The organism is Geodermatophilus amargosae (assembly GCF_041028265.1).
Taxonomy (GTDB): domain Bacteria; phylum Actinomycetota; class Actinomycetes; order Mycobacteriales; family Geodermatophilaceae; genus Geodermatophilus; species Geodermatophilus amargosae_A.
Genome location: NZ_JABGCW010000009.1, coordinates 32,355 through 57,388 on the forward strand (window position 1 = coordinate 32,355; position 25,034 = coordinate 57,388).

Annotated in this window: 22 protein-coding genes; 6 read left to right on the plus strand and 16 right to left on the minus strand. The window is 75.7% G+C overall.

Annotation, left to right across the window (positions count from 1 at the left end):
• Positions 1-47 precede the first annotated feature (47 nt).
• From HLV61_RS11560 to HLV61_RS11580, 5 genes are all read left to right on the plus strand, one after another.
• Entirely contained in the window at positions 48-1,523 is a 1,476-nt protein-coding gene (locus HLV61_RS11560; protein WP_369255470.1) for a SpaA isopeptide-forming pilin-related protein, read from the plus strand.
• On the plus strand, positions 1,520-2,197 hold the full coding sequence (locus tag HLV61_RS11565; protein WP_369255472.1) for a GNAT family N-acetyltransferase: 678 nt from the start codon (positions 1,520-1,522) through the stop codon (positions 2,195-2,197). The genes HLV61_RS11560 and HLV61_RS11565 overlap by 4 nt, the downstream gene beginning before the upstream one ends.
• Positions 2,198-2,253: 56 nt before the next feature.
• Positions 2,254-3,792 carry a Mur ligase family protein gene (locus HLV61_RS11570; protein WP_369255474.1) on the plus strand — a complete coding sequence of 513 codons (1,539 nt, stop codon included), beginning with the start codon at positions 2,254-2,256 and terminating at the stop codon, positions 3,790-3,792.
• A gap of 76 nt (positions 3,793-3,868) precedes the next feature.
• Positions 3,869-4,840: a pirin family protein gene (locus HLV61_RS11575; RefSeq protein WP_369255476.1), complete on the plus strand. Its 972-nt coding sequence runs from the start codon at positions 3,869-3,871 to the stop codon at positions 4,838-4,840.
• On the plus strand, positions 4,837-5,259 hold the full coding sequence (locus tag HLV61_RS11580; protein ID WP_369255478.1) for a PPOX class F420-dependent oxidoreductase: 423 nt from the start codon (positions 4,837-4,839) through the stop codon (positions 5,257-5,259). Before HLV61_RS11575 ends, HLV61_RS11580 begins: the two co-directional genes overlap by 4 nt.
• 106 nt (positions 5,260-5,365) lie before the next feature.
• On the opposite strand, the gene HLV61_RS11585 is transcribed toward HLV61_RS11580, so the two are convergent.
• Positions 5,366-6,112: a VOC family protein gene (locus HLV61_RS11585; RefSeq protein ID WP_369255480.1), complete on the minus strand. Its 747-nt coding sequence runs from the start codon at positions 6,110-6,112 to the stop codon at positions 5,366-5,368.
• Between the two features lie 105 nt (positions 6,113-6,217).
• Positions 6,218-8,320: a TPM domain-containing protein gene (locus tag HLV61_RS11590; protein WP_369255482.1), complete on the minus strand. Its 2,103-nt coding sequence runs from the start codon at positions 8,318-8,320 to the stop codon at positions 6,218-6,220.
• 99 nt (positions 8,321-8,419) lie between these two features.
• On the opposite strand from HLV61_RS11590, the gene HLV61_RS11595 reads away from it, so the two are divergent.
• On the plus strand, positions 8,420-8,779 hold the full coding sequence (locus HLV61_RS11595; RefSeq protein ID WP_369255484.1) for a Rieske (2Fe-2S) protein: 360 nt from the start codon (positions 8,420-8,422) through the stop codon (positions 8,777-8,779).
• A 45-nt stretch (positions 8,780-8,824) separates the two neighbouring features.
• Here the strand turns inward: HLV61_RS11595 and HLV61_RS11600 are convergent, their stop codons facing one another.
• The 14 genes from HLV61_RS11600 to HLV61_RS11665 form a co-directional block, all read right to left on the minus strand.
• Complete coding sequence (locus HLV61_RS11600; protein WP_369255486.1) at positions 8,825-10,546, minus strand: dipeptide ABC transporter ATP-binding protein; 1,722 nt, start codon at positions 10,544-10,546, stop codon at positions 8,825-8,827.
• On the minus strand, positions 10,543-11,592 hold the full coding sequence (locus HLV61_RS11605; RefSeq protein WP_369255488.1) for an ABC transporter permease: 1,050 nt from the start codon (positions 11,590-11,592) through the stop codon (positions 10,543-10,545). Before HLV61_RS11605 ends, HLV61_RS11600 begins: the two co-directional genes overlap by 4 nt.
• Positions 11,592-12,704, minus strand: coding sequence for an ABC transporter permease (locus tag HLV61_RS11610; RefSeq protein ID WP_369255490.1), 1,113 nt, complete (start codon positions 12,702-12,704; stop codon positions 11,592-11,594). The genes HLV61_RS11605 and HLV61_RS11610 overlap by 1 nt, the downstream gene beginning before the upstream one ends.
• Positions 12,705-12,848: 144 nt before the next feature.
• Positions 12,849-14,495, minus strand: a complete 1,647-nt coding sequence (locus HLV61_RS11615; RefSeq protein WP_369255492.1) for an ABC transporter substrate-binding protein — start codon at positions 14,493-14,495, stop codon at positions 12,849-12,851.
• 186 nt (positions 14,496-14,681) lie between these two features.
• Entirely contained in the window at positions 14,682-15,281 is a 600-nt protein-coding gene (gene recR, locus HLV61_RS11620) for a recombination mediator RecR (RefSeq protein WP_369255494.1), read from the minus strand.
• A 35-nt stretch (positions 15,282-15,316) separates the two neighbouring features.
• Entirely contained in the window at positions 15,317-15,658 is a 342-nt protein-coding gene (locus tag HLV61_RS11625; protein ID WP_369255496.1) for a YbaB/EbfC family nucleoid-associated protein, read from the minus strand.
• A 59-nt stretch (positions 15,659-15,717) separates the two neighbouring features.
• Entirely contained in the window at positions 15,718-17,973 is a 2,256-nt protein-coding gene (locus tag HLV61_RS11630; protein ID WP_369255498.1) for a DNA polymerase III subunit gamma and tau, read from the minus strand.
• Between the two features lie 70 nt (positions 17,974-18,043).
• Positions 18,044-18,715 carry a YceI family protein gene (locus HLV61_RS11635; protein ID WP_369255500.1) on the minus strand — a complete coding sequence of 224 codons (672 nt, stop codon included), beginning with the start codon at positions 18,713-18,715 and terminating at the stop codon, positions 18,044-18,046.
• A gap of 146 nt (positions 18,716-18,861) precedes the next feature.
• Positions 18,862-19,818: a sugar kinase gene (locus HLV61_RS11640; protein ID WP_369255502.1), complete on the minus strand. Its 957-nt coding sequence runs from the start codon at positions 19,816-19,818 to the stop codon at positions 18,862-18,864.
• On the minus strand, positions 19,815-20,474 hold the full coding sequence (locus HLV61_RS11645; RefSeq protein WP_369255504.1) for a bifunctional 4-hydroxy-2-oxoglutarate aldolase/2-dehydro-3-deoxy-phosphogluconate aldolase: 660 nt from the start codon (positions 20,472-20,474) through the stop codon (positions 19,815-19,817). The genes HLV61_RS11640 and HLV61_RS11645 overlap by 4 nt, the downstream gene beginning before the upstream one ends.
• Positions 20,471-21,616, minus strand: coding sequence for a pyridoxal phosphate-dependent aminotransferase (locus tag HLV61_RS11650; RefSeq protein WP_369255506.1), 1,146 nt, complete (start codon positions 21,614-21,616; stop codon positions 20,471-20,473). Before HLV61_RS11650 ends, HLV61_RS11645 begins: the two co-directional genes overlap by 4 nt.
• A gap of 24 nt (positions 21,617-21,640) precedes the next feature.
• Positions 21,641-22,546, minus strand: coding sequence for an amidohydrolase family protein (locus HLV61_RS11655; protein WP_369255508.1), 906 nt, complete (start codon positions 22,544-22,546; stop codon positions 21,641-21,643).
• Positions 22,543-23,517: an ABC transporter permease gene (locus HLV61_RS11660; protein WP_369255510.1), complete on the minus strand. Its 975-nt coding sequence runs from the start codon at positions 23,515-23,517 to the stop codon at positions 22,543-22,545. The genes HLV61_RS11655 and HLV61_RS11660 overlap by 4 nt, the downstream gene beginning before the upstream one ends.
• Entirely contained in the window at positions 23,514-25,031 is a 1,518-nt protein-coding gene (locus HLV61_RS11665; RefSeq protein WP_369255512.1) for a sugar ABC transporter ATP-binding protein, read from the minus strand. The genes HLV61_RS11660 and HLV61_RS11665 overlap by 4 nt, the downstream gene beginning before the upstream one ends.
• Positions 25,032-25,034 lie beyond the last annotated feature (3 nt).

Consider the following 25,034-nt stretch of genomic DNA (forward strand, 5'->3'; position numbering starts at 1 on the left):
TGCGCTGCCGGCACCGGACCGGCGGAAGACGACAGCAGGGACCCGAGATGACGCGCACCGCACTGGCACATGTCGCCAAGCCACGGGCGGGGCGGACCGCCGTCGCCACCCTCGGGCTGCTCACCGTGGCCGGGGCCCTCGCCCCCACCGCACTGGCCGAGGAGGGCGCGGCCGAGGAGACCCCCGCACCTCCCACCGGCAGCGCACCCGAGCAGGCCCCGATCGAGCAGGTCCCCGAGGTGCTCACCCCAGTGCCCGCGCCCGCCGAGGAGCCCGGCCCCTCCTCCGGCGAGACCCCGTCCTCCGGCGAGACCCCGCCGGCCGCCGCGGTGACGCCGCCGGGTGCGCACTTCGGGCTCGGCAAGACGGGTGTGGAACTGTCCGCCGTGACCGGCGACCTGCCCGACGGCGTCCGGTTCGACCCGACCGGCGCGAGGGTGGAGCTGGCGTTCAGCGTCCTGGGGGGCCAGCCGTCGGACGCCACGGCCACGTGCACCTTCGCTCCCGCCGCGTTCATCGGGTTCCCGGGGCTCCCCGGGTCGTCCTCCCCCACCGCCTGCGTGTTCCCGGTCGGCGGCGTCGTCACGAGCGACCCCTTCGGCGACATCGGGCTGCCCGCCGACTCGCAGTTCACCTTCACGCTCATCACCCCGCCGACCTCGGGACAGGTCCTCGTCGACGGCGCGACGACCGTGACCGGGTACACGACCGCCGACCAGGAGGGGGACACGCTCTCGGCCGGGCTCGTGGCACCGGGCGGCTACCGCACGCTGGGCGTCGCGGCCTCGGGCACCGGGACGCTGGCCGGGGCGGTCTTCGAGCTCTGCACCCTGCCGGGTGGGACCTGCACCGACCGCGCCGACGTCGTCCCGGCGACGACCGGCGCGGACGGCACCGCCACCTTCGACGGCAGCTACCTGCCCGGCGCCTACACCGTCACGCAGACGTCGGCACCCGCCGGCTGGACCGCCGACACGACCGCCCGCACGCTGACCGTCCCCGCCGCGCGGACCGTCGCCGAGCGGGACACCCCGGTGCGCCTCCCGGTCACCCGCCCCGGGGGGCCGGCCTCCGTCCCGGCGACCGGCACGCCCACGCCGGCCCCCGCCCCCGCTCCGGCCGCGGTGGTGCCCACCACGGTCGCCGACGCCAGCGTCGTCGCCGGGCGGCAGCAGACCGTCGCCATCGGCGGGTTCCGGCCCGGCGAGACCGTGCGCGGCACCCTGTACTCGACCCCGCGCGACCTGGGCACGGTGACCGCCGACGCGCGCGGCGTCGCGACCTTCGTCTTCACCGTCCCGGCGGGCCTGGAGACCGGCACGCACACCGTGTCGATGACCGGCCTGACCAGCGGCGTCACCGGCTCGGCGACCTTCACCGTCACCGCGCCGGCGGCGGCGTCCGCCTCCGGCGGCCTGGCCTACACCGGCGCCGACGTCCTCCCGCTGGTCGGCGCCGGCGGTGCCCTCGCCGCGGCCGGGGCGGGCTCGATCGCCGTCGCCCGCCGCCGCCGGTCGGCGTGACCGCCTCCGGGGCCGCGCCGGCGCGCCTCTGGTACGCCCGCCACGCGGCCCCGGACGGCGGGGCGGTGGTCGTCGGCGTGCTCGGCGGCCAGTTCCCCGCCGACGCCGTCGTCGACCTGCCCTGGCCGGCCGCCTACCCCGCGGGCTGGCACACGGAGGCGCACGTCGCGGCCCCGGGACGGGTCCCGCACCGGGTCGGCCTGTCCCCCGAGGTCGCGGCCGGCGCACCGCTGCTGTGGCTGGTGCTGCTGCACGGCGGCGACGGCGACCAGGTGGACCTGGTCGCCTTCTCCACCCCGCACCACCCCGGGGGCACCGTCGTCGGGCAGGCGTCGTTCGAGGCGCTCGGCGTCTCCTGGTCCGACCAGGTCGGCGCGGTCCGCTGGTCGCCGTCGACCGGCCTGGTCGCCCAGGTCTACGTGGCGCCGCAGCACCGCCGGAAGGGCGTCGCCCGCACGCTGCTGCCCCTCGTCGACGCCGTGCGCTCGGCGATGGACTGGGCGCCGCTGGTCTCCGACGGCCGGATGACCGACCTCGGCGCCGCCCTCCTCGCCGCCCGGCCGGAGCACTGGCGGGCGCGCGCACCCCGCCGCACCGCGGACCTGCCGCCCATGACCCCGCCGGAGGACGCCGTCGGGGTGCCCGAGCGCAACCTGGTGCCCGCCCCCTCCTGAGGGAGTCCGGCCGACTCGTCCTGCAGAAAGGTCGTGCCCCGCCTACCGTCGGTCCGGTGCGCCTCCCCGCGGTGACCTGGTCGGACGTCGAGCGCCGGGCGCGCACCGTGCCCGGCGGTCCCGTCCGGCGCTCCGGCGGGGACGACGCCCTGACCGTGCGGGGACTGGTCACCGACTCCCGCCGGGTGGGTCCCGGATCGCTGTTCGCCTGCGTCCGCGGTGCCGCCAGCGACGGGCACCGCTACGCCGCGGCCGCCGCGCGCGCCGGAGCCGCGGCGCTGCTCGTCGACCGCCCGGTCGACGCCGGCCTGCCCCAGCTGTGCGTCCCCTCGGTGCGCGCGCAGCTCGGCCCGCTCGGCGCCCTGCTGGCCGGTGACCCCGCCCGGCAGCTGCGCCTGGTCGGGGTGACCGGCAGCAACGGCAAGACGACGACCGGCACGCTGCTGCGCGGGGTGCTCGACGCCGCCGGCACCCGCACCGGCGTCGTCGGCACGCTCGGCGCGCAGGTCGGCACCCGCTCGCGCCGGACGTCCCTGACCACGCCCGAGGCCCCGGAGCTGCACGAGCTGCTGCGCTGGATGGTCGAGGCCGGAGCCGAGCGGGCCGTGGTCGAGGCCTCGTCGATCGCCCTCGACGTGGGCCGCATCGACGGGCTGGCCTTCGACGTCGCGGTGTTCACCGGGTTCGAGGAGGACCACCTCGACCACCACGGCACCATCGAGCACTACTGGGCCAGCAAGGCGCGGCTGTTCGAGCGCGACCGGGCGGCGGCCGGCGTCGTCGTCGTCGACGAGCCGTGGGGCCGGCGGCTGGCCGACCAGGCACCGGTCCCGGTGACGCGGGTGGGCTCGGGCGAGGACGCCGACGTCCGGGTGCTCGGCTGGCGCACCGGCACCGGCGGCACCGAGCTGCTGCTGGCCGACGACACCGGCGGGCACCGCGTGCACAGCCCGCTGGTCGGCCGGGTGCACGTGACCAACCTGGCCGCCGCCTGGGCCACCGGCCGGGTGCTCGGGGTGGACCCGGAGCGGATCGCCGACGGGCTGGCCACCGCCGCGCCGCCGCGGGGCCGCAACACCGTGCTCGGCGGGAACGGCCGGCCGGTCGTCGTCGTGGACTACGCGCACACCCCGCGCGCGCTGGCCGCGGCGATCACCACCGCCCGCGACCTGTGCGGGCCCGGTGGCAGGGTGCACCTCGTCCTCGGCGCCCGCGGCCGCCGGGACCGCTACAAGCGGCAGGGGCTGGGCGAGTCCGCCCGTGCCGCCGACGTCGTCTGGCTGACCAACGAGGGCAGCCACGGGGAGGACCCGGCAGCGATCATGGCCGAGCTGCGGGTCGGCCTGATGGGGACCGATGCCGCGGTGCGCACGGTCCCCGACCGGCGGGCGGCGATCCTCGCCGCGGTGCGTGCCGCCGGCCGGGCCGACGTCGTGCTGCTGGTCGGCCGCGGCCACGAGACGCGGATGCTCGACACCTCCGACCCGCGCGACGCCGTCCACCTCGACGACGCCGAGGTCGCCAACACCGCGCTCATCGCCGAGCACGGCCTGCCGGTCGCCGCCGACGACGACCTGGCCGAGCGCGCCTCCTGATCCCGGCGGCAGGGATGGCCACCTCTGCCGCACGGTGCGGTGCGGCGCGGGACCGGACAGGAGTAGGAAGCCGGTCATGAGCGATCCCTCGTCCCGCCCGGCCGCCCGGGACATCGGCGGCCTCGACGGCACCGCCCCCGGCCCCGCCCTCGACCTGCTGCCCGCCAAGGAGGTCGTGCTCGGCGAGGGGACGCCGGTGCGCCGCCTGCTGCCGACGCTGGGCCGCCGGATGGTCGGCGCCTGGGCCTTCGTGGACCACTACGGCCCCGACGACGTCGCCGCGACGTCCGGGATGCAGGTGACACCGCACCCGCACACCGGGCTGCAGACGGTGTCCTGGCTGCTGCAGGGCACCGTGCACCACCGCGACTCCCTCGGCAGCGACGTCACCTTCGGCCCCGGCCAGCTCGCGCTCATGACCGCCGGGCACGGCATCTCGCACTCCGAGCAGTCACCCGTGCCGCACCCGCGCTTCCTGCACGGCGCCCAGCTGTGGGTGGCGCTGCCCGACGCCGCCCGCGACACCGCGCCGGCCTTCGAGCACCACACGACCCTGCCCGGCTCCACCTCCGACGGGGTGACCGCGACGGTGCTGATGGGCGAGTTCGGCGGCGCCGTCTCGCCGGGGACGGCGCACACGCCGATCGTCGGGGTCGACCTCGACCTGGCCGCCGGAGCCGACGTCGAGCTGCCGCTGGAGCCGGACTTCGAGCACGCGCTGCTCGGCGCCTCCGGCGGGGCCGACGTCGAGGGCGCGCCGCTGGCCCACGGGGCGATGGTCTACCTCGGCACCGGCCGCCGGTCGGTGCGGATCCGGACCGAGGCGCCGGCGAGGCTGCTGCTGCTCGGCGGCGAGCCGTTCGAGGAGCGGCTGGTCATGTGGTGGAACTTCGTGGGCCGCTCGGGCGAGGAGGTCACCGAGTACGCCGAGCGGTGGAACGACGGCGACCCGCGGTTCGGCGTCGTCGCCGGGTTCTCCGAGGACCAGCGGCAGCTCGCGCCGGCCCTGCCGCCGGTGCCGCTCAAGGCGCGCGGGCGGGTGCGATGAGCGAGCGCCACCTCGCGTTCCTGGCGGAGCACCGCTGGGGCGTGGTGGCCACGGTCAAGGGCGACGGCCGGCCGCAGCTGTCCAACGTCGGCTACGCCTACGACCCGCAGCAGCGGCTGGTCCGGATCTCGGTGACCGCCGACCGGGCCAAGACCCGCAACCTGCAGCGGGACCCGCGGGTCACCCTGCACGTGTCGTCGGACGACTTCTGGTCGTGGGTGGCCGTGGAGGGCACCGCGGAGCTCACCCCGGTCGCCGCCGATCCGCACGACGCCGCGGTCGAGGAGCTCGTCGCCTACTACCGCGGCATCTCCGGCGAGCACGAGGACTGGGACGACTACCGGCGGGCGATGGTGGCCGACCGGCGGCTCGTCGTCCGGTTCACCCCCGAGCACACCTACGGCGAGATCCGCGGCTGAGCCCGGGCCGGCGCGCCCCGTCCGCGCCGGCCCGGGTGACGTACGGGAACGGCCCCGTCGCAGTGACCCGCACCGAGCTCGCGAGGCGCGGGGCGACGGGGTCCTTCTACTGCATCACCGAGAACGAGGCGCCCCACGGGTCGGACACCACGGCGAAGCGGCCGAAGTCGGTGTCCTCCGCCGCCATGGTGACCTTGCCGCCGGCGGCCTCGACGGCGGCCACCGCGTCGTCGGTGGAGGCGACGGAGAAGCAGGTCGCCCAGCCCCTCGGGGCGCCGGGGACGACCCCGCCGAGGCCGCCGAGGGGACGCTCGGCGGTGGCGAAGGTGGCGTAGCCGCCCATGCCGTCGAGCTCGTCGAAGCGGAACCCGAACACCGCGGCGTAGAACGTCTGCGCGGCGGCGGGGTCGTCGACGGCGGCCTCGTTCCACGCCAGCGACCCGGGCTCGTTGAACACCTCGACGCCGGTGTGCGTGCCGGCCTGCCACAGGCCGAAGGAGTTCCCCTGCGGGTCGCGGGCGATGACCATCGTGCCCATCGGCCCGACCTCCATCGGCTCGACGACGACGGTGCCGCCGGCCTCGCGGATGCGGTCGCAGGTGGCCGCGGCGTCGCTCGTGGCGAAGTACGTGGTCCAGGACGGCGAGTCGCCCGGGTCCGTCAGCGGACCGAGGCCGGCGGCCTGGTGCCCGTCCCTGAGCGCGTTGACGTAGCCGCCGTACTCCGGCGAGTCCTCCGTCCAGTCCCATCCCAGCAGCGAGCCGTAGAAGGACTTCGCCGCCGCGGGATCGGCGGCGCCGTAGTCGATCCAGCAGGGCGTGCCGTCGGGCCAGGGGGTGTTCCGGATGGGCATGACTCCTCCTCGGTGTCGGGGAGGGCACCGTCCCACCGCGGGCCGACAGTTCCCGGCCCTCCGCGGGATGGACCGTGCACTTCCGCGGACGTGCACGCGAACGCGCTAGAAGCGGCCGCCGCCGCTGCGGCCGCGGCTGCGCGAGCCCCCGAAGCTGCCGCCGCCCGGCCGCCCGCCACCCCCGCCCCCGAACCCGCCGCCGAAGCCACCGCCGAACCCGCCCCCGCGGCTCCCGCCGTAGCCGGCGCTGCGGCCCCCGCCGAACCCACCGGCCAGGATGCCGCCGAGCACCAGGCTGCCCAGGTCCACTCCGCCGCGCCCGCCTCCGTACCCACCGCCGTAGCCGGGGCCGTAGCCCCCGCCGCCGTGACCCCCGCCGCCGTAGCCCCCGCCGCCGTAGCCGCCGTACCCGGACGACCAGGTGGCGACGTCGGACTGGGCGAGCTGCAGCGCCGACTGGGCGAGCTGGTCGGCCAGCTGGGCCTCCCGCAGGGCACCCTCCGGGTCGGTGCGCCCGGCACCCACCGCCGTGTCGAGGTGGCGCTGGGCCTCGGCGAGGCGGGTGCGCGCCTCGGGTCCGACCGCGCCGCGGCGGGTGGCCACGAAGTCGGCCGCGGCGGCGACCGAGGACCGGGCACGCAGCAGCGTCTGGTCCAGGGCCGAGGCCGCCCGGCGGGCCCGGGTCTGGGCGTCCCGGGCGACGGCGAGAGCCTGGTCCAGCGCCAGGTCGGCCTCCTCCAGCCGGCGCAGCGCGGTGATCGGGTCGGGCAGCGCACCGCCCTGCGGGGCCATGGCCTCGTCGGCGGCGCGCAGCCCCGCCTCCGCCCGGGCGATCTGCGGCCGCAGCCCGGCGGAGTCCCCGGAGGCGACCACGGCGCGGGCCTCGGCGAGGTCCTCCTCGGTCTCGGCGCGGACGGCGGGGACCCGCGCGGCGGCCTCCTCGAGGTCGCGCTGCAGCCGGGCGACGGCGTCGAGCAGCGTGCCGACCTGCGCGACCGCGTCCTCGGCGGCGCGCAGGTCGCCGACCGCCTCCCCGGTGCGGCCGGCGTCGAGCGCGGCGCGCGCCTCGGCGGCCTCCTGCTCGGCGGCGGCCAGCCGCGCGCGGGCCTGCTCGACGTTGTCGGCCACCGGCGCCAGCGCGGACGCCGCGTAGCGCCGCTGCAGCCGGGCCAGCCGCTCCTCGTCCTGCGGCAGCCGGCCGTGCAGCGCCGTGATCCGGGGGCCCAGCCCCTCCAGCACCTGCGGCGCGGTGCGCTCGAGGTCGCGCAGCTGGTCGAAGGCCTGCGCCTGCTCGTCGAGCCGGGCGTCGGCGGCCGACGTCAGCTGCAGGATCTCCCCCAGCATCGCCCGCCGGGTCGGCTCGTCCTCGGGCACCTCGTCGTCGAGCTGCTGGCGCAGCGTGAACGCGCGGGTGAGCTCCTGCCGCGACTGTGCCAGCGCCTCGGTGAACCCGGCGACGGCGGCCTCCCCGTACTGCAGGCGGGCGAAGTCCAGGTCCAGCTGCGAGGTCGTGACCGCCTCGTCGAGGTCGAGCAGCGCCGCGCTGGCCCGGCCCTGCAGCTCCTCGGTGGGCACGCCGGCGTTCGGGTCGGCCCGCTCGATCCGCGTCGTGGCGGGCGGGGCCCCCTGCCGCCGCCGCCGCGACCGCGCCACCAGGTAGGCGCCACCGCCGAGGACGGCGATCCCGCCGACGACCGCTGCGGTCGCCGCCCCCGAGCCGGAGCCCGAGCCCGACCCGGACCCCGAGCCCGCCGCGTCGCCCACCCCGCCGGCGAAGACCACCGCCGCGCCGGCCCAGTCGTCCTCGCCGAGCTCCGGCTCGACGTCCCGGGCGAGGAAGTCGTCGATCTCGGCGTTCGTCTGGGGGAACGCGTCGTCCACCCAGTAGCCGTAGCGCCGGTCGCCCACGGCGACGGCGAGCAGCACGTCGGTGCTGCCCAGCCCCGAGGCCTCCGCGGTGGCCTGCGCCCACTGGCCCTGCGCGATGCCGTCGAAGGAGCTGACGTAGACGACGAAGACCTGGGTGCCGTCGTCGGCCTGCCGGTCGTCGACCGCCTGCTGCACCTCGGCGAGGTCGCCGGACCCGAGGACGCCGGCGCGGTCGGTCACCTCGTCGGGGACGTCGAACGGCGGCTCGGCCAGCGCCGGACCGCCACCGGCGACCACGACCGCCGCCGCGACCCCGAGGACTCCCATCAGCCGGCGCACGCGACCGACCCTAGGCGGACCGGCGCGGACCGGCCGGGTAGGACGGGCGCAACCGGGTAGGGCCCGGTCAGCCCAGATCCGGCCCGAGGAGGACCACCCGTGAGCGAGACCGACCGCATCCCCGCCGCCCAGCTGCCCCCGGGGACGGTGGGCCGGGCCGGGAAGTGGGCCGTGGGGAACCGCGACGGCGAGTACTTCGCCGTCTCCCGCCGCTGCCGCCACCAGCTCGCCGACCTCTCCGAGGGCAGCCTCGACGCCGACGGCTGCCTGGTCTGCCCGTGGCACCAGGCCAGGTACGACGTCCGCACCGGCGAGATGGTCGAGGGCCCGCGAGGGATCCTCGGCTACCACGGCCCGACGCCGGGCTACACCCAGTTCGTCCGGGCCTACGCGAAGGTGCTGAAGCTGCGGGTCAAGCGCGCCCTGCGCCGCGGGGACGACGTCGTCGTGGAGGCATAGGAGCCGATACCCACGTCCCGGGTGCCCGGACGTGGGTATCGGCTCCTATGCCCGTGCCAGCTGGTGCCAGGTGGCGCGGCGGGCGGCCTGCTCGCCGGGGTCGGGCACCGGCAGCGAGGCCAGCAGTCGCTGGGTGTAGGGGTGCTGCGGGTTGCCCAGCACCTGCTCCCCCGTGCCCTCCTCGACGAGCTTGCCGCGGTAGAGGACGGCGATCCGGTCGGCGAGCAGGTCGACGACGGCGAGGTCGTGGCTGATGAACAGCGCGGCGAAGCCGAACTCGCGCTGGATCTCGTCGAACAGCTTTAGCACCCGCGCCTGCACCGACACGTCGAGGGCCGACGTCGGCTCGTCGGCGATCAGCAGCTCCGGCCCCAGCGCCAGCGCCCGCGCCAGGCTGGCCCGCTGCCGCTGCCCACCGGAGAGCTCGTGCGGGAAGCGGTCGCCGAAGGCGCGGGGCAGCTGCACCGACTCCAGCAGCTCGTCGACCTTGCCGCGCGCCTCGTGCGCGTCGCCGGCGCGGCCGTGCACGACCAGCGGCTCGGCGACCGCCTCGGCGATGGACAGCAGCGGGTTGAAGCTCGACGCGGGGTCCTGGAAGACGAAGCCGATCCGCTCGCGCACCGGCCGGAACCGCTTCTCCTTGACGCCGTTCATCTCGGTGCCGAGCACCGACAGCGACCCGCCGGTCACCTTCGTCAGGCCCGCGATCGCCCGCCCGATCGTCGTCTTGCCGCTGCCGCTCTCGCCCACCAGGCCGAGGACCTCGCCGGGCCGGATGGCGAAGCCGACGCCGTCGACGGCGACGAAGTCCGGCTGGCGCAGCCGGCCGGGGTAGACGATCCGCAGGTCGCGCGCCTCGACCACCGGCGTCCCGGTCTCCCAGCCCGCCGGCCGGGCGGCCGCCCGCTCCGCGGTGCGCACCCGGCCCGTCCCCAGCCGCGGCACCGAGCCGAGCAACTGGCGGGTGTAGTCCTCGCGCGGGTTCGAGAACAGCGTCCGGACGTCGGCCTGCTCGACCAGCCGGCCCTGGTACATGACCGCCACCCGGTCGGCGAGGTCGGCGACCACGCCCATGTTGTGGGTGATCAGCACGATGGCGGCGCCGAACTCGTCGCGGCACCGGCGCAGCAGGTCGAGGATCTCGGCCTGCACGGTCACGTCGAGGGCCGTGGTCGGCTCGTCGGCGATGATGACGCCGGGGTCGAGGACCAGCGCCTGCGCGATGACGATGCGCTGCTTCTGCCCGCCGGAGAACTGGTGCGGGTAGTGGTCGACCCGCTTCTCCGGCTCCGGGATGCCCACTCGGCGCAGCACGTCGATCGCCTTGGCCCGGGCCTCCTTGCGGCTGATCCGGCCGTGCGCGCGCAGGCCCTCGGCGATCTGCCAGCCGACCGGGTAGACGGGGTTGAGCGAGGTCGAGGGCTCCTGGAACACCATCGCGGCGTCCCGGCCGCGCACCTCCCCGAGCCCGGACCGTGACAGCGTGACGACGTCGTGCTCCGCGGTGCCGTCCTTGCGGGTGAGCAGCACGGCGCCGCGCGTGACCGCCGTCTCGGGCAGCAGCCCGAGGATGGTGCGGGCGGTCACGGTCTTGCCGCTGCCGCTCTCCCCCACGATCGCCAGCACCTCACCGGCGGCCACCGACAGGCTCACGTCCTGCACCGCGGCGACGTCGCCGCCGTCGGTGGCGAAGGTGACCGACAGGTCACGGATGTCGACGACGGCATCCGGGACGGCGCCGCCGTCCGCGGACAGGTGGGTGCTCACCGGACCTCCTCGATGCCGGCCAGGCCGGCCGGACCGGCACCGAGCGGACCGCCCGGCACCACGGACACCTCGCCGGTCTGCCCGGACTCGGCGGCCCGGCGGCTGCGCAGCCGCGGGTCGGCCAGGTCGTTGAGGCTCTCGCCGACGAGGGTGAGGCCCAGCACCACCAGGACGATGGCCAGGCCGGGGAACACCGACGTCCACCAGATGCCGCTGGTGACGTCGGAGAGCGCGCGGTTGAGGTCGAAGCCCCACTCGGCCGCGGCGGTGGGCTCGATGCCGAAGCCGAGGAAGCCCAGCCCGGCGAGGGTCAGGATCGCCTCCGACGCGTTCAGCGTCAGGATCAGCGGCAGCGTGCGGGTGGCGTTGCGCAGCACGTGCCGCGTCATGATCCGCCAGTGGCTCGCGCCGATCACCTTGGCCGACTCGACGTAGGCCTCGGACTTGATCCGCACCGTCTCCGCCCGGATCACGCGGAAGTACTGCGGGATGAAGATGACGGTGATCGAGATGCTCGCGGCCATGATGCCGCCCCAGAGGCTGGACTGGCCGCCGCTGAGGACGATCGCCACCACGATGGCCAGGAGCAGGGACGGGAAGGCGTACACGGCGTCGCAGACGACCACGAGGACGCGGTCGACCCACCCGCCGAAGTACCCCGACACCAGCCCGAGCAGCACGCCCGCGAACAGGGACAGCACCACCGCGACGACGATCACCAGCAGCGCCGTCCGGGTGCCGTAGAGGACGCGCGAGAGCACGTCGTACCCGCCGACGGTGGTGCCGAGCAGGTGGTCAGCCGAGGGCGGCTGCTGCGCTCCGAACGGCCCCTCGGCGTCGCGCAGCTGGTTGAAGTCGTAGGGCGCGAGCACGTCGGCCAGTGCCGCGGTGAGCAGGAAGACGCCGGTGAGCACCAGCCCGGCGACGAGCATCCCGCGCTGCAGGCCCACGCTCTGCCGGAGCTGGCGGACCAGGGGCAGCCCGCGCCTGCGCCGCGCCGGGGCGGGAGGGGTCGGCGTCGTCGCGGCGGACGTCGAGGTGGCCATCAGTACCTCACCCGGGGGTCGATCAGGGCGGCGATCACGTCGACGAGGAAGTTGGTGACCGCGACGACGACGGCGAGCAGGACGACCAGGCCCTGGACGGCGACGAAGTCGCGGGCCTGCAGGTACTCCGAGAGCTGGAAGCCCAGCCCCCGCCACTCGAAGGTGGTCTCGGTGAGGACCGCCCCGCCGAGCAGGAGGGCGATCTGCAGGCCCATCACCGTGACGATGGGGACCAGCGCCGGCCGGTAGGCGTGCTTGCGCAGCAGCCGCCGCTCGCCGACGCCGCGGGAGCGCGCCGCCTCCACGTAGCCCATGCCGAGCGTGCCGATGACGTTGGTGCGCACCAGCCGCAGGAAGACGCCGGCGGTGAGCAGGCCGAGCGCGAGGGCCGGGAGGACGGCGTGCTCGAGCACGTCCTGGACCACCTCGCCGTTGCCGGTCCGGATCGCGTCGATCAGGTTGATGCCCGTCGGGTCGTCGATGCTGCTCTGGATGAGGATCTCGCTGCGCGTGGAGGCCCGGCCGTTGGTCGGCAGCCAGCCCAGGCCGCTGGAGAAGACCAGCTTGAGGAGCATGCCGGCGAAGAAGACGGGGGTCGCGTAGCAGAGGATCGCGAAGACCCGCAGGACGGCGTCGGGCCAGCGGTCGCGCGCGTAGGCGGCGAAGCGGCCCAGCGGGATCCCGACGACGAAGGCGACGATCAGCGCGTAGAAGGCCAGCTCCAGCGTCGCGGTGCCGAACGTGGTCAGCACGTCGAGCACGGGCCGCCGGTCGGACAGCGTGGTGCCGAAGTCGCCGCGCAGGATCTGGCCCAGGTACTCGACGTACTGGACGAACACCGGCCGGTCGTACCCGGCCTCGCGGACGCGCTGGGCGAGCTCGGCGGCGGGCAGCCGGCCACCGAGCGCCGCGGTGATCGGGTCACCGGTCGAGCGCATGAGGAAGAAGACCGTCGTCACCAGGACGAACACGGTCGGGAAGATCAGCAGGAACCGGATGAGGAGGTAGCTGCCCAGCCCACCGCCACCGCCGCGTCGCCGGCGCCCGGCGGCGGGGGCGGCGTCGGCCTCGGGGCCGGTGCCGGTCGGCTCGGTCGTGGTGGTGGTCGTCATGTCTCCTGCTCGGTCGGGACGCGTGCGGTCCGGTGCCGGTTCGCCGTTCCCATGGTCCGTGTCGTGAGGGCCGTGTACACGGGTCGGCCCCGGGTGGCCTCCGATCGGGAGGTCACCCGGGGCCGGGGTCGGACGTGTCCTGCGTCAGCCGCGGGAGAGAACCCCGTAGCGGAACTTGAACGACGCGTCGAGGGTGTCCTGGGCGCCGGTCACGCCGGTGCGCACCACGGCCACCTGCGCGCCCTGCAGGTAGGGCACCGTCGACAGGTCCTGAGCGACGAGCTGCTGGATCTGCTCGATCAGCGCCTGGCGGGCCGCCGGGTCGGCGGTGCTGGCCTGCTGCACGATCAGGTCGTTGACCTGCTGGTTGGCGTAGTGGTTGCCGAGGAAGTTCTCCGTGAGGAAGAACGGCGTCAGGTAGGTGTCGGCGTCGGAGTAGTCCGGGAACCAGCCCAGCTGGTAGGCCGGGTAGACGTCGGCGGTGCGCTGCTCGGAGTACTGCGTCCACTCGGTGGTCTGCAGGTCCACCTGGAACAGGCCGGTCGACTCGAGCTGGTCCTTGATCAGCGCGTACTCGTCACCCGAGCTCGGCCCGTAGTGGTCGTTGGAGTACTGCAGCGACAGCTGGACCGGGGTCTGCACGCCGGCCGCCTGCAGCGCCTGCGCCGCCTTGTCGGCGTCGGGGCCACCCTGGCCGTCGCCGTAGAGGTCCTGCAGGGGCGTGATGGCACCGGTCAGGCCCTCGGGGACGTAGGAGTACAGCGGGGTGTAGGTGCCGCGGTAGACCTGGTCGGCGATCTCCTGCCGGTCGAGCAGGTGGGCCACCGCCTGGCGGACCGCCAGCGCCTTGGCCGGGTCGGCCTCCGGCGTCGTCGCGCCGTAGGGCTGGGTGTTGAAGTTGAAGGTGATGTAGCGGATCTCGCCACCGGGGCCGTCGACGACCTCGACGTCGTCGTTGCCGCGCAGGTCGTCGATGTCGGCCGCGCTCAGGCTGCGGAAGGCGACGTCGACCGCGCCCTCCTCGACGTCGAGCTTGAGGTTCGACGCCTCGGCGTAGTAGCGGACGTTGATCGCGCTGGTCGCAGGCTGACCGAGCAGGCCCTGGTAGTCGGGGTTGGCCTCGTAGGACACCAGGTCGTTCTGCTCGTAGCCGGTGATCACGTACGGGCCGGCGAAGGCGTTGGCGTCGACGATCTCCTGGTCCGGCGTCAGCGCCTCGGGGTCGAAGACCTCCTCGTCGATGACCGGCCCCACGTTGCTGGTCAGGATCTGCGGGAAGATCTGGTCGTCCGGGTTCGTCAGGCGGAAGACGACGGTGGTGTCGTCGGGCGTGTCGACGCCGGCCAGGTTGTACAGCAGTGACGCCGGGCCGTTCGGGTCGTTGATGGCGACCATCCGGTCGAAGCTGAACTTCACGTCCGACGAGGTGAGCTCGTGGCCGTTGGCGAAGGTCAGTCCGTCCTTCAGCGTCACCGTGTACTCGGTCGGCGAGGTGAACTCGGCCGACTCGGCGATGTCGGGCTCCGGCTCCGGGCTGCCCGGCGGGGTGTTCAGGAGGAACGGGTAGACCTGGTTCATCACGGTGAAGGAACCGTTGTCGTAGGAACCCGCGGGGTCCAGCGTGACGATCCGGTCGGTCGTGCCGATGATCAGCGCCTCGCCGTCACCGCCGCCGCCGCCCGAGCCGCCGCCGTCGTCGCCGCCACCGCAGGCGGTCAGGGCGAGCGCCGTCGCGGCGATGCCGGCGGTGGCCGCGCGCACGCGCCGGCCGGGGGTCCCTACGGGAGTCATCCGCTACCTCGTTCTCGGTGCGCGGCCGCGCGGCGCCTCGTGGGCGCCGTCGAGCGGGCCGCCAGGGCCTCTGTGGCTGCACATGGGTAGCACACGTCCCTCAGCGCTCAGAGACCTCGTGAACGGGCGTTATCCGACCGTGACGCCACCCGGCCGCCACCTCGAGGACACCCTGGAGGGGTCCCCTCAGGCGTCGATGCGGCGGCGGCCCTCGAACGCCCGGCCCAGGGTGATCTCGTCGGCGTACTCGAGGTCACCGCCCACCGGGAGCCCGCTGGCCAGGCGCGAGACGGCGAGCCCGAGCGGACCGACCAGCCGCGCCAGGTAGGCCGCGGTGGCCTCGCCCTCGAGGTTGGGGTCGGTGGCGATGATCAGCTCGGTGACGGTGCCGTCCATGAGCCGCGTCATGAGCTCCTTGACCCGCAGGTCGTCGGGGCCGACGCCCTCGATCGGGCTGATCGCGCCGCCGAGGACGTGGTAGCGGCCGCGGAACTCGCGGGTCCGCTCGACGGCGACGACGTCCTTGGGCTCCTCGACGACGCAGATGACGTCGTCGGTGCGCCGCGGGTCCTTGCAGATCCGGCACTGCTCGCCCTCGGCGACGTTGTAGCAGGTCACGCAGAAGCGGACCTCGGCCTGCACCCGCTGCAGGGCGGCGACCAGCCGGCCGACGTCGGCCGACTCGGCGGCCAGCAGGTGGAAGGCGATGCGCTGGGCGCTCTTGGGCCCGACGCCGGGCAGGCGGCCGAGCTCGTCGATGAGGTCCTGGACGGCACCCTCGTACACGGTGTTCCTCTGGGGGTGAGGGGAGGCGGCGCCGGTCAGGCGCCGGGCAGCCCGGGGAAGCCGCCGCCGAGCCCGCCGGCCAGCGGACCCATGCGGTCGGCGGTCAGCTCGCCGGCCAGGCGCGAGGCGTCGCGGACGGCCGCGACGACGAGGTCCTGCAGGGTCTCCACGTCGTCGGGGTCGATGGCCGACGGCGCGATGGTGACCGCCTGGAGCTCGCCGTCGCCGGTCATCGTGGCCGTGACCAGGCCGCCGCCGGCCGAGCCGGTGACCTCCTCGGAGGCGAGCTGCTCCTGTGCGGCAGCGAGGGCCTGCTGCATCTGCTGGGCCTGCTGCAGGATCGCCGACAGGTCGGGCTGGCCACCACCGGGGAACATGCCGCCGAGCCTATGCCGCCGGTCCGACATCCGGGGGACGACCACCGGCACCGGCCCGGTCAGGACTCCACGGGCCGGGCCCCCAGCTGGGCGCGCAGCAGGGCGAGCGCCGCCTGCTCCGGGTCCAGGGCGGGCTCCCGGTCGTGGGCGGGGTCGTCGGCCTCGGCCGCGCGCTGGGCCATGATCTCGCGCGCCTCCGCGGCCTCGGCGGCCTGCGCGGCCTCCTGCGCCGCCCCGGGTGACGGCCCGTCCGCGCCTCCGCCGCGGGTGGCGCCCTCGACGACCGCCTCGACCTTCCAGCGCACCCCGAGCAGCTCGTTGAGCGCCTCGCGCAGCACGTCCTTGTTGAGGTCGTCGCCGATGCGGCGGGCCAGCGCCGGGGAGGAGGTGGACAGCGTGAGGACGCTGTTGCGCAGCTCGTGGACCTGGGCGTTCTTGAGCAGCGCCTCGGTCGTGCGCTTGTGCCGCTTGACGACGGCGAGCAGCTCGGGCCACACGCGGCGGACGTCGCCGGTGGTCAGCCCGCCCTCGCCGGCTCCCCCGCTGCCGGCCGGGTCGGCCGACACCAGCGGGGTCGGCTCGCCGCCGCGCGGGGCGGGCGTGGACTCGGCGGCCGCCCGCGGCGGTGCGGCCGGCGGCCGCGGCTCGGCGACCCGGGCCGCCGCGGCGCGGGCGGCCTCGGGCTGGGCCGGGTGCGGCCACTCCTCGTCGTCGGTCGGCTCGGGCGGCAGCGGGATGTCGGGCTCGCCGCTCACGACGCGCGCGCCGGTCCGGGCGCCGACCGGGGCGGGGGCCGGGCGGGACGCCCCCGAGCCGGGCTGGGTGGTCTCCGGCCAGTCGTCGGACGCGGCCGCAGCGGAGGCGGGGGCGGCGGAGGGCGCCGGGCCCGCGGCCGGAGGCGCGGATCCCGGAGCCGGCGGCGCGCTGCGCTGGGAGGGACGGACGTACGCGGGCCGCGCCGCTCCCCCGCGCTCGGGGGCCGCGGGCTCCTCACGGGCGGCCGCGGGCTCCGGACGGGCGGGCTCGGGACGCGCGGGTTCGGAGCGCGCGGGTTCGGGACGCACCGGCTCCGGACGGGCGGGCTCCGGACGGGCGGGCTCGCGCACCGGCGCCGCGCCGGCCGCCGGGGCGGCGCCCGCCTCGGGGACCCCGCCGATCGCCAGCCGCCGCTCGAGGCGCTCGAGGCGCTGCAGCGCCCCCGTGCCGGCGTCGTCGTGGGCCGGCAGCAGCATCCGCGCGCAGACCAGCTCCAGCAGCAGCCGGGGCGCGGTGGTCCCGCGCATGTCGGTGAGCCCGGCGTGCACCGTGTCGGCCAGCCGCGACAGCGTCGCCGACCCCAGCGCCCTGGCCTGCTGGACCATGAGGTCGAGCCGGTCGGGCGGGCAGTCGAGCAGGCCGTTGCCGCCGGCCTCGGGGACGGCGTCGAGGACGATGAGGTCGCGCAGCCGGTCGAGCAGGTCGGTGGCGAACCGGCGCGGGTCGTGCCCGGCCTCGACGACGCGGTCGACGGCGCGGAAGACCCCGGGGGCGTCGGTGGCGGCCAGCGCGTCGATGGCCTCGTCGAGCAGCGCGTCGTCGGTGACGCCGAGCAGCCCGACGGCGCCGGCGTAGGTGACGCCCTCGGGCCCGGCGCCGGCCAGCAGTTGGTCGAGGATCGACAGCGAGTCGCGCACCGACCCACCGCCGGCCCGCACGACCAGCGGGAACACGGTGGGCTCGACCTGCACGCCCTCGGCGGCGCAGGTCTTCTCCAGCAGGCCGCGCAGCGTCGTCGGCGGGACCAGGCGGAACGGGTAGTGGTGGGTGCGCGAGCGGATCGTCGGCAGCACCTTGTCCGGCTCCGTCGTCGCGAAGACGAAGACGAGGAACTCCGGCGGCTCCTCGACCACCTTGAGCAGGGCGTTGAAGCCCTGCGTGGTCACCATGTGCGCCTCGTCGATGATGTAGACCTTGTAACGGCTGCTCACCGGCGCGAAGAAGGCCCGCTCCCGCAGGTCCCGGGCGTCGTCGACACCACCGTGGCTGGCCGCGTCGATCTCGATGACGTCGAGCGAGCCCGGGCCGTCGGGCGCCAGCGAGATGCAGGAGGCGCACACGCCGCACGGGGTCGACGTCGGCCCCTGCTCGCAGTTGAGCGAGCGGGCGAGGATCCGCGCCGACGACGTCTTGCCGCAGCCGCGCGGCCCGCTGAAGAGGTAGGCGTGGTTGATGCGGCCGCCGTCGACGGCGTTCACCAGCGGGGTGGTCACGTGCTCCTGGCCCACCACCTCGGCGAAGGTCGCCGGGCGGTACTTCCGGTAGAGCGCCAGAGCCACGCGGCGAGGTTACGTGGAGGGGACGACGTCCCGGCAGCACCGGGACGCCGTCCGTGTCACGACACCGACGTCACATGGTCAGCTTGAGCAGGAACTCCACCTGGCCGCGGTCCTCCACCCGGACGAAGCCGAGGTCCGGCGCGGAGATGCCGAAGTCGGAGAACACGACCGGGACGGCGCCGGAGACCTCGACGCCCTCGGCGGTGCGGACGACGGCGAGGTCGGCCTGCACCGGGCGGGTCTGCCCGCGCAGGGTGAGGTCGCCGCTGACCGGGACGGTCACGGGGGTGCCGGACAGCTCGGGCAGGTCCACCGGCCCCGGCACGGTGAACGTCGCGGTCGGGTACGTGGCCACGTCCATGACGTTGCTGCGGAAGTAGCCGTCGCGCTGGCCGCTGTCCGTGCCGACGCTGGCGACGTCCACGGTGACCTCCGCCGAGGCCATGTCCCCGCCCTGGACGACGACCGAGCCGGCGACCTGCCCGGTGGTGCCGGCGACGGTCACGTCCGCACCGTTGAGCACCTCGTCGACGCGGTAGCCGGCCGACGAACCCGGCGAGACCGTCCAGGTGCCGTCGGTGCTCGGGGTCAGCTCGACGTCGGAGGGCTGCGCCTGCACGGTCGGCGCGGCGGCGGCGTCCTCCTGGGTCGCGGCGTAGAGCAGCGGCCCGAGGCCCAGCCCGAGGGCGAGGACCGCGACGATCCCGCCCACGATCCACCAGGTACGACGACGACGGGCCACGAGGGCTCCTCCCTTTGACGGTTCAAGCATCCTGGACCGTCGAGCTGGGAGGAACCTGTGGGTCCCGCCGTCCTCCCCGGGCGCCCAGCGTGCCACCGGGGACCCATGGTCCGGCGCCGACGCGCACGGGCCCCGGCGCCACCGGGTCAGCGGGCGACGGCGTCGGGGTCCTGGTCGAGGAGCGCCAGGTCGGCCAGCGAGGGCAGACCCTCCCAGTCACCGGGCACCGACACCGCGAACGCCCCGGCGGTGGTGGCCAGCCCCAGCCGCTCCTCGGCGTCCAGGCCGCGGCACAGGCCACTGAGGTAGCCGGCGCCGAAGGCGTCACCCGCCCCGACCGGGTCCACGACCGGGACGGTCCGCGCGGGGACGCGGTACAGCCGGTCCTCGATGCCGGACAGCGATCCCGCCGCCCCCTGCTTGAGCAGGACGTGGCGGGGGCCCAGCGCGGCGAGCGCGGCGACCAGCGCCCGGTCGTCGGGTGCGTCGACCACCAGCCGGGCCTCCTCCTCCGTGGCCAGCACCACGTCGGCCCGGCGGACCAGCTCCCGCAGCACCGGTCCCGCCTCGCCGGCCGACCACAGGGCGCTGCGGTAGTTGAGGTCCAGGGACACCGGGACGCCGGCCGCCACGGCCTCCTCCACGGCGGCGAAGACCGCCGCCCGGGCCGAGGCGCTCAGCGCCGGGGTGATCCCGGTGACGTGCAGCACCCGGGCCCCGGCGATCACCGCGGGGTCGAGGTCGCCCGGGCCCAGGCGGGACCCCGCGCTGCCGGAGCGGTAGTAGAGGACGCGCGTCGCCCGCGCGGTCCGCCGTTCCTTGACCATCAGCCCGGTCGGCGCCCCGGGGTCCACCACCGCGGTCGTCGTCACGCCCTGCCCGCGCAGCGTGGTGGCCACGAGCCGGCCGAACTCGTCGTCGCCCACCCGGCCCAGCCAGGTGGCCGGGACACCGAGCCGCACGGCGCCCACCGCCAGGTTGGACTCCGCTCCCGCCACCCCCAGCCGGAGGCTGGGCGCGTGCCGGAGCGGCCCGACCTCCGGGGGCCACAGCAGGGCCATGGTCTCCCCGAGGGTGACGATGCCGGGGGCTCCTGCGGTCACGCACTCCTCCTGCCGTGCGCCACGGCGTCCACGGCCGCGCGGGCACGCCCGCCGAGCCGGCCGAGCTCCTCGTCGTCCTCCAGTGCCCGGCCCAGCAGCGGGCTCCCCATCCCCACCGCCACGGCACCGGCGCGCAGGTAGCCGGCCACGTCGTCGAGGCCGACACCACCGGTCGGCACGAGGAGGACGTCGTCCAGGGGTGCCCGGACCTCCTGCAGGTAGCGCGGGCCCCCCGCCGACCCGGCGGGGAAGACCTTCACCGCGGTCGCGCCCAGGTCCCAGGCCCGGGCGATCTCGGTGGGCGTGAGGGCCCCGGGGAACCAGCCCAGACCGAGCGCGGCCGCCCGCTCCCCCACGGCCGGGTTGGTGTCCGGCGCGACCACGAACGTCGCGCCCGCCTCGGCCGCCTCGTCGACCTGCCCGGGACGGCGCACCGTGCCCACCCCCACCTCGAGACCCGGCCGCGACGCGGCCGTCAGGCGACGGACGGCGGACAGCGCGCCAGGGGTGTTCAGCGTGACCTCCAGACAGCGGACGCCGCCCCCCAGCAGCACGTCGCACGCCGCGTCCAACCGGTCCCCGGACCGTCCCCGCAGGATGGCGACCAGGCCGGTCTCCCGCAGGACCGGTCCCGGTTGCTGCCGGTAGTCGCTCATCGGGCTCCCCCGATCCGGCGGATGCCCTCCAGCAGGTCCTCCGTGGCCGTGGCGAGGGACAGCCGGACCCAGCCCTCGCCGAGGGGACCGAAGGTGGTGCCGGGGGCCACCGCCACGGAGTGCTCCCGCAGCAGGGACAGCGCCCAGCCGTCGACGTCGCCGGCCGTGCGGTCCCGGACGTCGACCCAGAGGTAGAAGGCGCCCTCCGGGGTGAGGTAGTGCATCCCCTGGGCGTCGAGTCCGGCGAGGGCGAGGTCCCGGCGCTCGCGGTAGGTGTCGCGCATCGCCGTCACGGCGTCCTGGGGACCGCGCAGGGCCGCGAGGGCGGCCGCCTGCGCGGGGGCGTTGACGCAGGCCAGCATCGGCTCCTGCAGCTTGGCCGACTGCCGGGCCACGGCCTCCGAGGTGACGAGGTAGCCGACCCGCAGGCCGGTCATGGCGTAGGTCTTGGAGAAGCTGAACGCGCTCAGCACCCGGCCGTCGCGGTCGAAGCGGCCGGGGCTGACGTGCTCCTGCTCGTAGGTCAGCGCGTCGTAGCACTCGTCGGACACGAGCCACAGGTCGTGCCGTTCGGCGAAGCGCACGAGGGCCTCGACGTCGGCGGCCGGCAGGACCGTCCCGAGCGGGTTGGACGGGGTGTTGACGACCACCAGCCGGGTCCGCTCGGTGACCAGCGCGCCGAGCTCCGCGACGTCGGGCCGGAAGCCGTTCTCCGGACGCAGGGGGTAGCGCACCGGCACGGCCTGCAGCAGCTGCACGGCCATGGCGTAGTTCGGCCACCCCGGATCGGGGATGAGCACCTCGTCACCGGCGGACAGGGTCAGCGAGAAGGCGTTGTGCAGGGCCTGGGCACCGCCGGCGGAGACGACGACCTGCTCGGGCTCGGTGGCGAAGCCGTTGGCCGAGCTCACCTTCCCGGCGATGGCCCGGCGGAGCTCGCCCACGCCGGCGTTGGGCACGTAGTGGGTGTCGCCGGCGGCATAGGCGACCCGGGCGGCCTCCACGACGTGCTCGGGAGGCGTGAAGCTCGGCTCGCCGACGTGCAGCCCGATCACCGGACCGGGCAGGCCCCACGCGAGGTCCATGATCCGGCGGATGCCCGACCGGGGCATCGACTCCGCGCCGGGCGCCAGGGTGGGCATGGGAGGTCTCCGTTCGGGGTGGGGTCAGCTGGCCGGTGCGGCCAGGCGGGGGAAGAGCACCCGGGCGGTGCCGCCGAGCACGCGGTCGGCGGCGGCGGCGTCCAGGTCCGGGAGCGCGGCCGACACCAGCCCGGGCAGCCGCGCGTAGCCCGGCACGTCGCTGGGCCACGGGTGGTCCGAGCCCCAGAGCAGCCGCTCGGGACCGTAGGCGGCGGCCAGCCGCCGGGTGACGGGGAACAGGTCCGGGTACGGCGGCGCCTCGGCGGAGAGCGCGTACTGCCCGGAGACCAGCACGTGGACCCCGGGGGCGTCGGCCAGCCGCTCGAGCCGCTGCACCAGCGACCCGGGGAACGGGTCGTCGAACCGGGGACGGCGGTGCTCGTCGACCCGCATGTCGTGCGGGCAGAACCCGAGGTGGTTGAGGACCACCCGGAGGGACGGCACGACCCCGACCAGTTCCTCGAGGAGGGGCAGCTGGTCCGGCGGCAGGTAGCTCCACAGCGGCATGCCCTCGTCGGCGAGCGCCCTGAGCACGGGCAGGGCCGGGGAGTCGCCGACCGGCCGGCCCGGCTCCCCCAGCCAGGAGCAGCGCAGCGCGTCGAAGGGCCACCTCGCCCGGCGGGCGCGCAGGGCGGCGACGGGGTCGCCCCCCGAGCCGTGCAGCTCCGCGGCGGTGGCCACCGCGACGGCCGCGAACCGGCCGGGATGCCGGTCGAGGACCTCCGCGACGTAGTCGTCTGCGCCGTCGAGCGGCACGAGCACCGCGGCGGTCACGCCCGCGTCGGCCATGCGGGTGAGCAGGTCCTCGACCGGCGCGTCGCGGTCGGCCGGGGCCAGGGCGTCGACCCCGCGCGGGGAGACCGCCGCCGGGCGGAACACGTGCGCGTGGGCGTCGACCACGCCGGCCCCCGCGCCGTCCGCGGGCGTCACCGTCTGGTCCGGCTGACGAACACGGCGGCCGCCGCGAGGATCACCACGCCGCGGATGAGGTCGGTGAGCGTGGCCGGCAGCTGGAGCAGCGTGACCGAGCTGCTGACCAGCGACAGCAGCAGGACACCGCCGAGGGAGCCCACCAGCGCACCCCGGCCGCCCAGCAGCGACGTGCCGCCGAGGACGACGACCGTGATGGCCGAGAGCTCGAGGCCCTGGCCGGCCGTGGGCGAACCGACCGTCGCGCGGGCGGCCAGCAGCACGCCGGCGAGCGCGGCGAGGACGCCGGCGATCACGTACGCGGTGACCAGGACGCGGGCCACCGGCACGCCGTTGGAGCGCGCCGCCGCCTCGTCCCCGCCGACCGCCACCAGCCGGCGCCCGAACGCCGTCCGGTACAGGACGAACGCGACGACGGCGATCGCGACGAGCAGCACCACGAAGGAGTACGGGATCGGGCCGATCCGCTGCAGGGCGACGTTCGACAGGGCGGAGGTGACCCGCCCGGCGGGCACGGTGCTGATCATGAAGGCCGCGCCCTGCACCAGGTAGAGCGTGGCGAGGGTGACGATGAACGGCGGGAGACCGACCCGCGCCACCAGGAGCCCGTGCAGGATCCCGATCAGCGCACCGAGCACCAGCATCGCCAGCACCACGGGGGCCGTGCGGATCGGGTACCCGTTGATCAGGATGGCCGTCAGCAGCGCCGACAGCGTGGCCGTGGACCCGACCGCCAGGTCGATGCCGCCGCTGAGCACCACGACGTGCTGGCCCAGGGCCACGAGCCCCAGCACGACGGTCGCGGTGAGGACGTTGGAGACGTTGCCCGGGGACCAGAAGGCGGCACCGTCGACGACGGTCAGCGCCACCACGGCCACGAGGACGACGATCCAGACCGCCGCACCGGTGCGGGCCAGGTCGCCGAGCCCCGTGCGGCGCCGGCGCTCGACGACCGGCTCGACGGCGGTCACCGGGCGGCTCCCGCGCTGGCGAGCGCCATGTGCATGACGTTCTCCTCCGTGATGTCGGCTCCCGCGACCTCCCCGGCGACACCGCCGCCCCGGCAGACCAGGACGCGGTGCGAGAGGCCGAGGACCTCGGGGAGGTCGCTGGAGACCATGACGACGGCCATGCCCTCGGCCGCGAGCTCGGCGACCAGGCGGTAGATCTCCGTCTTCGCGCCGACGTCCACGCCCCGGGTGGGCTCGTCGAGGAGGAGCACCCGCGGGCTGCGGCGCAGCCACTTGGCCAGCACGATCTTCTGCTGGTTGCCGCCCGAGAGCTGCCAGGTGCCCTGCTCGGGTCCCGACGCCCTGATGCCGAGCCGCTGCTGCTCCTCCCGGAAGACCTCCCGCTCGCGGCGCCCCGAGAGGAAGCCCCGGCGCACGACCTGCCCGAGGGCGGCCAGCGTGGTGTTCGCCCGGACCGGCAGCGGCAGGACCAGGCCCTCGGTCTTGCGCTCCTCGGGGACCAGCGCGACACCGGTGGCGATGGCGCGGCGCAGGTCGGCCGGGACCGGCCGGCCCCCGACCTCGACCGTGCCCGCCTCGCGGCGGTGCGCGCCCGCCAGCGTCCGCAGGAACCGGCTGCGGCCGGAGCCGACCAGGCCGGCCACGCCGACGATCTCCCCGGCCCGGACGTCGAGGTCGACCGGCTGCGGCCTGCGGGTGGAGCTCACGGGCACCAGCCCCCGCACGCGGAGCACCACCTCCTCGCGCGGCTCGGCCAGTGCCGGGAAGACCGCGTCGACGTCCCGGCCGACCATCTCGCGGATGATCCGCGGGATGTCGTAGCCGGTGGCCGGTCCGGTGGAGACGACCCGGCCGTCGCGCAGGACGGTGACGTCGTCGGCGAGGTCGGTGACCTCCTCCAGGAGGTGGCTGATGTAGACGACGGCGACCCCGTCGGCGGCCAGCCCGCGGACCACCGTGAACAGCGCCTCGAGCTTGTCGCCCGAGAGCACCGCCGACGGCTCGTCGAGGACGATCACCCGGCTGCGACGGACCAGCGCCCGGGCGATCTCGACCAGCTGGCGGTTGGCCAGCGACAGCTCCTCGGCCCGCAGCCCCGGGTCGAGGTCCCCCAGGCCGACGCGGGCCAGTGCCGCGCGGACCTCGCGGTCGGAGGAGCGCCGGTCGAGGACCCCCCGCTGGGTGCGCTCCTGCCCGAGCATGACGTTGTCCGCCACGCTCATGGCCGGGAGCACGGTCAGCTCCTGGTAGACGGCGGTGATCCCGGCCGCCAACGCCTCCCGGGGGGAGGCGAAGCGGACCGGCTCCCCGTCGAGGAGCAGCTCGCCCTCGTCGGGCGCCTGGTTGCCGGTGAGGATCCGGACGAGCGTGGACTTGCCCGCGCCGTTCTCACCGACGAGGGCGTGGACCCGACCGGGCCGACACAGCAGGTCGGCCCGGTCGAGCGCCCGCACCCCGGGGAAGGACCTGCTCAGGCCCCGGGCCTCGAGCACGGCCGGAGTGACGGAGGCCATGGG

Coding starts and splice junctions, on each gene's coding strand:
- HLV61_RS11665 (WP_369255512.1), bottom strand. CDS start 25,031: ATGGCCTCCGTCACTCCGGCCGTGCTCGAGGCCCGGGGCCTGAGCAGG.
- HLV61_RS11625 (WP_369255496.1), bottom strand. CDS start 15,658: ATGTTCCCCGGTGGTGGCCAGCCCGACCTGTCGGCGATCCTGCAGCAG.
- HLV61_RS11650 (WP_369255506.1), bottom strand. CDS start 21,616: ATGCCCACCCTGGCGCCCGGCGCGGAGTCGATGCCCCGGTCGGGCATC.
- HLV61_RS11585 (WP_369255480.1), bottom strand. CDS start 6,112: ATGCCCATCCGGAACACCCCCTGGCCCGACGGCACGCCCTGCTGGATC.
- HLV61_RS11610 (WP_369255490.1), bottom strand. CDS start 12,704: ATGACGACCACCACCACGACCGAGCCGACCGGCACCGGCCCCGAGGCC.
- HLV61_RS11645 (WP_369255504.1), bottom strand. CDS start 20,474: ATGAGCGACTACCGGCAGCAACCGGGACCGGTCCTGCGGGAGACCGGC.
- HLV61_RS11605 (WP_369255488.1), bottom strand. CDS start 11,592: ATGGCCACCTCGACGTCCGCCGCGACGACGCCGACCCCTCCCGCCCCG.
- HLV61_RS11580 (WP_369255478.1), top strand. CDS start 4,837: ATGAGCGAGCGCCACCTCGCGTTCCTGGCGGAGCACCGCTGGGGCGTG.
- HLV61_RS11575 (WP_369255476.1), top strand. CDS start 3,869: ATGAGCGATCCCTCGTCCCGCCCGGCCGCCCGGGACATCGGCGGCCTC.
- HLV61_RS11560 (WP_369255470.1), top strand. CDS start 48: ATGACGCGCACCGCACTGGCACATGTCGCCAAGCCACGGGCGGGGCGG.
- HLV61_RS11615 (WP_369255492.1), bottom strand. CDS start 14,495: ATGACTCCCGTAGGGACCCCCGGCCGGCGCGTGCGCGCGGCCACCGCC.